The sequence below is a fragment of the Streptomyces sp. SID486 genome, assembly GCF_009865385.1.
Taxonomy (GTDB): domain Bacteria; phylum Actinomycetota; class Actinomycetes; order Streptomycetales; family Streptomycetaceae; genus Streptomyces.
This window is the reverse complement of sequence record NZ_WWJT01000723.1, coordinates 1-7,255: the sequence shown is the minus strand read 5'-3', so window position 1 is coordinate 7,255 and position 7,255 is coordinate 1. Positions and strand designations below refer to the sequence as shown.

Sequence of the window (7,255 nt, the reverse complement as noted above, 5' to 3'; positions counted from 1 at the left end):
CGGCGGACTCGGTGGGTTCGGCCGGCCCGGCGGTGCTGTCAGGGGGCATACGGCTGACCCTACCCAAGTCACTACACCCGTAGTACGGTCAGGGTTCACTACAGGTGTAGTCGAGGAGGGGTCATGACACGGTCGGCACGGGTGGCAGTCATCGGCGGAGGAATCGGCGGGCTGGCCGCGGCGGCTGCCCTGCACCGGACGGGCCGGGCCGTGACCGTGCTGGAGCGCGCCCCCTCGCTGGCGCCCGTCGGCGCTGCCATCTCGCTCGCCCCGAACGCCCTGCGCGCCCTGGACGTCCTCGGCATCGGCGACGAGATCCGCGACCTGGCCGCCTGGCAGGGCGACGGGGGCCTGCGCACCCCGGGCGGACGCTGGCTGTCCCGCTCCAGCGCCGCGGCCGCCGCCGACCGCTTCGGCGGCCCCCTGGTCCTGCTGCCCCGGGCCACCCTCGTCGACCGGCTCGCCGCCCTGCTCCCGCCCGGTGCCGTGCGCACCGCGGCACCCGCGGCCCTCGCCGACCCCGGCGACCGGACCCGGCCCGCCCGCGTGCGCGTCGGTGACGAGGAGCTGGAGGCCGACCTCGTCGTCGGCGCGGACGGCGTCAACTCCCGCGTCCGCAAGGCGCTCTTCCCCGCCCACCCCGGGCCGGTGTACGCCGGTTTCACCACCTGGCGGCTGCTGGTCCCGGCGCCCGGCGCCGAGTTCGCCTCGCACGAGACCTGGGGCCGCGGCCGGCTCTGGGGCACCCACCCCCTCAAGGACGGCCGGGTCTACGCCTACGCGGCGGCCACGGCCCCGCAGGGCGATCACGCCCCGGACGACGAGAGGGCCGAACTCCTGCGCCGCTTCGGCGGCTGGCACGACCCGATCCCCGCCGTGCTCGCCGCCGCCCGCCCCGAGGACGTGCTCCGCCACGACGTGCACCACATCGCCCGGCCCCTGCCCGCCCACCACCGGGGCCGCACCGTCCTCCTCGGCGACGCCGCCCACGCCATGCCCCCCACCCTCGGCCAGGGCGGCAACCAGGCCATCGAGGACGCGGTCGTGCTCGCTCACCACGCGGCGGACCCGGCCGCCTACTCCGCCGAACGCCTCCCGCGCACCACGGCGATCGCCCGCAGGGCCGTCCGGGCCGGCCGCCTCGGCATGACCGGCAGCCGCACCGCCGTGGCCGTTCGGAACTCGCTGATCGCGGCCCTGTCGACGGCCGGGCCGGGCCTCTTCCTACGGGGCTTCGACGGCATCGCCGACTGGCGGCCCCCGTATGCTTCCGGCAGACAACACGCAGGCCAGCGGTAGAGGAGAGCACGTGAAGGTCGGCTGCATCGGACTCGGGGACATCGCACAGAAGGCGTACCTGCCGGTGCTGGGCTCGCAGCCGGGGCTCGACCTCCATCTGCAGACCCGCACGCCCGCCACGCTGGAGCGGGTCGGGGACACCCTGCGCGTGCCCCGCGAGCAGCGCCACACCACCCTGGACTCGCTGCTCGCGGCCGGCCTGGACGCGGCGTTCGTGCACGCCCCCACCTCCGTCCACCCCGAGATCGTCGCCCGGCTGCTCGACGCCGGTGTCCCGACCTACGTGGACAAGCCGCTCGCCTACGAACTCGCCGACTCCGAGCGGCTGGTCGAGCTGGCCGAGCGGCGCGGCGTCTCGCTCTCCGTCGGCTTCAACCGCCGGTACGCCCCCGGGTACGCACAGTGCCTGGACCACCCGCGCGAGCTGATCCTCCTGCAGAAGAACCGGGTCGGACTGCCCGAGGAACCACGCTCGATGATCCTGGACGACTTCATCCACGTCGTCGACACCCTGCGGTTCCTGGTGCCGGGCCCGGTCGACGACGTCACCGTCCGCGCCCGCGCCGAGGACGGGCTGCTGCACCACCTCGTGCTCCAGCTCGGCGGGGACGGCTTCACCGCGCTCGGTGTGATGAACCGGCTCAGCGGCTCCAACGAGGAGATCCTCGAAGTGTCCGGGCAGGACAGCAAGCGCCAGGTCGTCAACCTCGCCGAAGTGATCGACCACAAGGGCCAGCCGACCGTGCGCCGGCGCGGCGACTGGGTGCCGGTGGCCCGCCAGCGCGGTATCGAACAGGCGGTCCTCGCCTTCCTCGACGCCGTGCGGACCGGGACGGTGCTCAGCGCGAGGGACGCGCTGGCGACCCATGAACTGTGCGAGCGCGTGGTACGAGCGGTTCGGCAGCGCTTCGCCGCAGCCTGAGTGCCCGCGCCCCCTCGGTCACCCCCAGCGCGGCCAGCACCAGCAGCGCGCCGTACACCGGCCAGTCCCCGTAGCGGACGTAGGGCGTGACGCCGTGCGCGAGCGGTACGTCGTACACGCGCGCGGTGTTCGCGTCCGTGCCGAGCCAGGGGCCGAGTCGGGCCCCGTCCGGGCCGTACACCGCCGACACGCCCGTGAGCGTGGCGTGCACCATCGGCCGGCCGGTCTCGGCGGCGCGCAGCGCGGCCAGCGAGGCGTGCTGCTCCGGCGCCCAGCTGTGCTGGAAGGACGAGGTGGAGGACTGGCCGAGGAGGATGTCTGCGCCGTCCTCGGCGAGGTGCCGGCTCATGTCCGGGAACGCGGTCTCGAAGCAGATGAGCGGCCCGATCCGCAGTCCGTGTCCGACGTTCATCACGGTCTGTCCGGTGCCGCGGCGCCGGTCCTCGCCGGCGGCGCGGCCCACCGAGGTGGCCCAGCCGAGCAGCGAACGGGCCGGTATGTACTCGCCGAACGGGACCAGCCGCATCTTGTCGTACCGGTCCCCGGTCGGACCGTCCGGGCCGACCAGCACGGAACTCTTGTAGATGCCCGGCCGGTCCGAGCGGCGCGCGTCCACGTTCACCAGGATGTCGGCGCCGGTCGTCCGGGACAGCGCGGCGAGCCGCCGGGCGAGGTCCGGGCGGTCGTCCAGGTCGAAGCCGACGCTGGACTCGCCCCACACGACCAGGTCGACGTCGTGACCGGCGAGCCGCCGGGTCAGCGACTCCTCCCGGTCGAAGCGCTTGTCCCCGCTGGCCTCCCCGGCGACCACACCGGGCTGCACGACGGCGACCCGCACCCGGGCGTCGGTGTCCGGGCGCGGCGTCCACACCCACGCGGCCGAGGCCGCGGCGGCCGTGGCGGCCAGCGAGGCGACGGCGGGTATGCGCGAGCGGCGCACCGAGACCAGCACGGCCACCGCCACGTTGACGGCCACCACCAGGAAGCTGAGCAGCCACACTCCGCCCACCGAGGCCAGCCGCAGTGCCGGGGCCACCTGCCACTGGCTGGAGCCCAGCATGCCCCACGGTCCGCCGAGGCCCTGCCAGGACCGGACCAGCTCCACCGCCAGCCAGGCCGACGGCAGCACCAGCAGCGCGGCGGCGGCCCGGCCCGGTGACGGCACCCCGCCCAGAAGGCGCCGCACCAGCCGGCCCCAGGGCGCCCAGAGCAGGCCCAGCAGCGTGGCGATCAGGAAGATGAACACGTGCAGGCTCGGCAGCAGCCAGTGATGGACGGCCACCAGGAAGCCGAAACCGCCGCACCAGCCGTCGTGACCGGCCCGCCGCCCGGTCGGTGCCGAGCGGATCAGCAGGATCCACGGCACCAGGGCGACGTACGCGAACCACCACAGTGCCGGGGCGGGGAACGCGAGCACGGGCAGGGCACCGGCCAGGACGGCGGTGCCCGAGCGGCGCCAGGGGGAGGTCAGCCAGCGGTCGATCGTCCTCATAGGGAACCTCCCTACCCAGCGATCCTTCCAGTGTGCGCGTCGGCGGGGATCTTTGGCAGACACCCGGTCTCGGGCCCGTCCGACGGCCCGTCCGCCGCGGAGGCCGTCCGCGCGGCGCTGCCCGCCTACGGGGTGCCGGGCAGCCGGCGCCACTTCTCCTGTACGACGACTTCACGCAGACGCCAGCCGTCCGGTGTGCGCAGCAGCGCGAAGGCGTAGCGGCCACCGCACACCAGGTCCGGTGCGGCCGGGCCCTCGGGACCGGCGAGACGCATCGGGTTGAGATAGTCGGCCCGCACCCGGGCGGTGTCCCCGGTGTCGTTCTCCAGGACCCCGAACCGCACCTGCCGGTTGACGATGAGGTGCTGGCGCATCCCGAACCGGGCCAGGCTCTCGGCGAGCCAGGCAGCGACGCGCGCCGTGTCGCCCTCGATGCCGCCCGCGGAACGGTAGTCGGCCCGCCCGTCCGCCGTGAACAGTTGCCGGTACGCCGCCCAGTCACCGTCGTCCACCGCCACCGCGTACGCGGTGACCAGGTCGTCCACGGCCAGTCGGTCTCTCACGGTCGCGAACTCCGCGCGCTGCGTCATCGGCACAGTGTTGGGCACCGCGGACGCTGAGCCAAGGGGCCTGCGGGGTGAAAATTCGGTGGTGCGGGGAGGGGACGGCGGCCGAACCTGTCCCGGTGAACGAAGAACACACCGAAACCGAACCCAGGTTCCGCATCCGGGCCCGGTACACGGACACCACGGTGACCGTCTACCAGGCGTACCGCCCGGGCATCGGCCGCCCGGCCGCCCGCACCGGGCGCTTCCCGTCCGCCTGGAAACGGGACCGGATGACCTGGATCAAGCCGTCCTTCCTGTGGATGATGTACCGCTGCGGCTGGGGGGCCAAGGAGGGCCAGGAGACCGTCCTCGCCGTCGACATCACCCGTGAGGGGTTCGAGTGGGCCCTGCGGCACGCCTGTCTCTCCCACCACGTCCCCGCCCTGCATCCGGACCAGGCCGCCTGGAAGCGCGAGCTGGCCCGCAGCCCGGCCCGTGTCCAGTGGGACCCGGAGCGGGATCTGCACCTCGCCGCGCTGCCGTACCGGTCCCTGCAGCTCGGTCTCGCCGGGGAGGCGGCGGCTCGGTACGCCGACGAGTGGATCACCGGCATCGAGGACGTCACCCCGCTGGCGACGGAGATCCACGCGCTGGTGAGGGCGGGGGAGACGGAACGGGCGAGCGGGCTGCTGCCCGAGGAGCGGCCCTATCCGGTGCCGGACGAGGCGCTGGCGCACCTGCGGGCGTAGCGGCCGCGGTGGAACGGACGCCCCGGTCAGGCCGCCTCGATGACCCGGCCGCGGATCGCCGCGGCCCACTCGATCACCAACAGCTCGTACTCCGTGCGCTCCTGGGCCGACAGGGTGCCGCCCGCACGCAGCCACAGCGCCCGGATCTGCTCGTTCACCTCGGCGGCAGACCGCACGGAACCAGGGGGCGGGGAATCGGGGGACATGCCGAACAGCGTAGGGGTACGGACTGACTGTGCGCTACCGCGTGGCTACGCAGAAGGTATGGGGTTGGTCACCGCCGACGCGCGGCGACGCGTTCGTACACGCGAACCGACCGGCCCCCACAGGGGTGTTGAGCAGGTCGTGACCGGTCGGCCGGTGTGCGGAAGATGTCCGAAAGGGGTCGTCAGCCCGCCGATTCCGCCGCATGCGGGCTCAGGACACCCGCGGAGACCAGGGCGATGATGACGATGCCGAGGGCGACGCGGTACCAGACGAACGGCATGAAGCTCTTGTTGGAGATCCACTTCATGAACCACGCGATCACCGCGTACCCCGACGCGAACGCGATCACCGTGGCGAACAGGGTGGGGCCCCATGCCACATGACCCTCGCTCAGCGAGTCCTTCACCTCGAAGGCGCCGGAGGCGAGGACGGCCGGGACGGCGAGCAGGAACGAGTAGCGGGCGGCGGCCTCGCGCCGGTAGCCCATGAACAGGCCGCCGCTGATGGTCGCGCCGGAGCGGGAGACGCCCGGGACGAGGGCGCACGCCTGGCACAGGCCGAAGATCAGGCCGTCCTTGACGCCGAGGTTCTCCAGCGACTTGCGCTGCTTGGGCGCCCGGTGCCGGCCGCCGGTCTCGTCGCGGGCCGCCAACCGGTCGGCGATGCCGATGACCACGCCGACGACGACGAGCATGGTGGCGGTGATCCGCAGGTCGCGGAAGGGCCCCTCGATCTGGTCCTTCAGGGTCACGCCCAGCACGCCGATCGGGATCGAGCCGACGATCACCAGCCAGCCCATCTGCGCGTCGTGGTCGCGCCGCATCGTCCTGTCGAACAGCGACCGGAACCAGGACGTGAGGATCCGGCCGATGTCCTTGCGGAAGTAGATGAGGACGGCGGCCTCCGTCCCGATCTGCGTGATCGCCGTGAAGGCGGCCCCGGGGTCCTTCCAGCCCGAGAACGCGGCGGTCAGCCGCAGGTGCGCACTGGAGGAGACGGGCAGGAACTCTGTCAGCCCCTGGACGAGTCCGAGGACGAGGGATTCAAACCAAGACATGAAGGTATGGCGTCCAAGTGCTGGGGAGAAATGGTGATCATGTGACGAGGGCAGCGTAGCGGGCCGCGGTGACCGCGGGGCGACAGGGGCCTGACGGCCCGTTCAGGCGGCCGTCGGGCCCGTCACGGTCCATCCCGGGGTCTGCGGGTGGGCCCTCAGGTCCTCGTGGCGCACGGGGTCCCCGCAGGCCCGGCAGGTGACCACCGGCACCAGTTCGTGGCCGCAGGCGTGCTCGACGCTCATCGGCAGGTCGGTGCCCTTGCGCAGATGGCGGTCGCCCCACTCCTTGAGGGTCATCAGGACCGGCTCCAGCTCCAGTCCGGCCGGAGTGGGCCGGTACTCGAAGCGCTGGGGGCGCTCGCTGTACAGGTGCTTGGTGAGGACGCCGGCCTCCACGAGCCGGCGCAGCCGGGTGGCCAGGACGTCGCGCGGCGCGCCGATGTTGCGTACGAGCTGGTCGAAGCGGCCGTTGCCCAGGCACACCTCCCGCAGGACGAGCAGCGAGTACTTCTCGCCGACCAGCGCGAGGGCGTCGGCGATGGAGCAGGGGCGCGGATCTTTCGTGGCGGCCATGCGGACCAGTCTAGAGGAGGGTTTGATTTTCCAACTTACCGAGCTATGGTGAGTTCGGATTTCCTACTCACCGGTAGCTCCCCGTGGGGACGCCAGGGCGGCCAAGGAGGCCCGCACCATGCGAGACGCAGTCATCGTCGAAGCCGTACGCACCCCCATCGGCAAGGGCAAGCCGAACGGCTCCCTCGCCCACGTCCACCCCGTGCAACTCCTCGCGCACACCCTGCGCACCCTGGTCGAGCGCTCCGGCGTCGACCCCGCGCTGATCGACGACGTGATCGGCGGCACCGTCGACCAGGTCGGCGAGCAGGCCATGAACACCACCCGGTACGCCGTCCTCGCCGCCGGACTCCCCGAATCGGTACCGGCGACCACCGTGGACCGCCAGTGCGGCTCCTCCCAGCAGGC

The 7,255-nt window shown here is 72.9% G+C and carries 8 protein-coding genes and 1 pseudogene; 4 read left to right on the top strand and 5 right to left on the bottom strand.

What is annotated here, in order from left to right; translation table 11 throughout:
• The first annotated feature begins 123 nt into the window (after positions 1-123).
• Positions 124-1,299 carry an FAD-dependent monooxygenase gene (locus tag GT045_RS34005; RefSeq protein ID WP_161336544.1) on the top strand — a complete coding sequence of 392 codons (1,176 nt, stop codon included), beginning with the start codon at positions 124-126 and terminating at the stop codon, positions 1,297-1,299.
• A 10-nt stretch (positions 1,300-1,309) separates the two neighbouring features.
• Positions 1,310-2,221: a Gfo/Idh/MocA family oxidoreductase gene (locus GT045_RS34000; RefSeq protein ID WP_161290814.1), complete on the top strand. Its 912-nt coding sequence runs from the start codon at positions 1,310-1,312 to the stop codon at positions 2,219-2,221.
• On the opposite strand, the gene lnt is transcribed toward GT045_RS34000, so the two are convergent.
• Both lnt and GT045_RS33990 read right to left on the bottom strand, forming a co-directional pair.
• Positions 2,139-3,713 (bottom strand): apolipoprotein N-acyltransferase, encoded by a 1,575-nt coding sequence (lnt, locus tag GT045_RS33995; RefSeq protein ID WP_161336543.1) that lies wholly within the window; start codon positions 3,711-3,713, stop codon positions 2,139-2,141. The genes GT045_RS34000 and lnt overlap by 83 nt on opposite strands.
• 125 nt (positions 3,714-3,838) lie before the next feature.
• The gene (locus GT045_RS33990) at positions 3,839-4,303 is read right to left on the bottom strand and encodes a nuclear transport factor 2 family protein (RefSeq protein WP_202529278.1); all 465 of its coding nucleotides are present in this window, start codon (positions 4,301-4,303) and stop codon (positions 3,839-3,841) included.
• A 95-nt stretch (positions 4,304-4,398) separates the two neighbouring features.
• Between GT045_RS33990 and GT045_RS33985 the strand changes: the two genes are divergently transcribed.
• On the top strand, positions 4,399-5,010 hold the full coding sequence (locus GT045_RS33985; protein WP_161336542.1) for a DUF4291 domain-containing protein: 612 nt from the start codon (positions 4,399-4,401) through the stop codon (positions 5,008-5,010).
• A 26-nt stretch (positions 5,011-5,036) separates the two neighbouring features.
• Here the strand turns inward: GT045_RS33985 and GT045_RS33980 are convergent, their stop codons facing one another.
• The 3 genes from GT045_RS33980 to GT045_RS33970 form a co-directional block, all read right to left on the bottom strand.
• Positions 5,037-5,216: a hypothetical protein gene (locus tag GT045_RS33980; RefSeq protein WP_161291781.1), complete on the bottom strand. Its 180-nt coding sequence runs from the start codon at positions 5,214-5,216 to the stop codon at positions 5,037-5,039.
• A gap of 182 nt (positions 5,217-5,398) precedes the next feature.
• Positions 5,399-6,274, bottom strand: a complete 876-nt coding sequence (locus tag GT045_RS33975) for an undecaprenyl-diphosphate phosphatase (protein ID WP_161291783.1) — start codon at positions 6,272-6,274, stop codon at positions 5,399-5,401.
• A 102-nt stretch (positions 6,275-6,376) separates the two neighbouring features.
• Positions 6,377-6,847: a helix-turn-helix domain-containing protein gene (locus GT045_RS33970; RefSeq protein WP_161291785.1), complete on the bottom strand. Its 471-nt coding sequence runs from the start codon at positions 6,845-6,847 to the stop codon at positions 6,377-6,379.
• Between the two features lie 118 nt (positions 6,848-6,965).
• Between GT045_RS33970 and GT045_RS33965 the strand changes: the two are divergent.
• Positions 6,966-7,255: pseudogene (locus GT045_RS33965) on the top strand (steroid 3-ketoacyl-CoA thiolase); the annotation flags it as partial.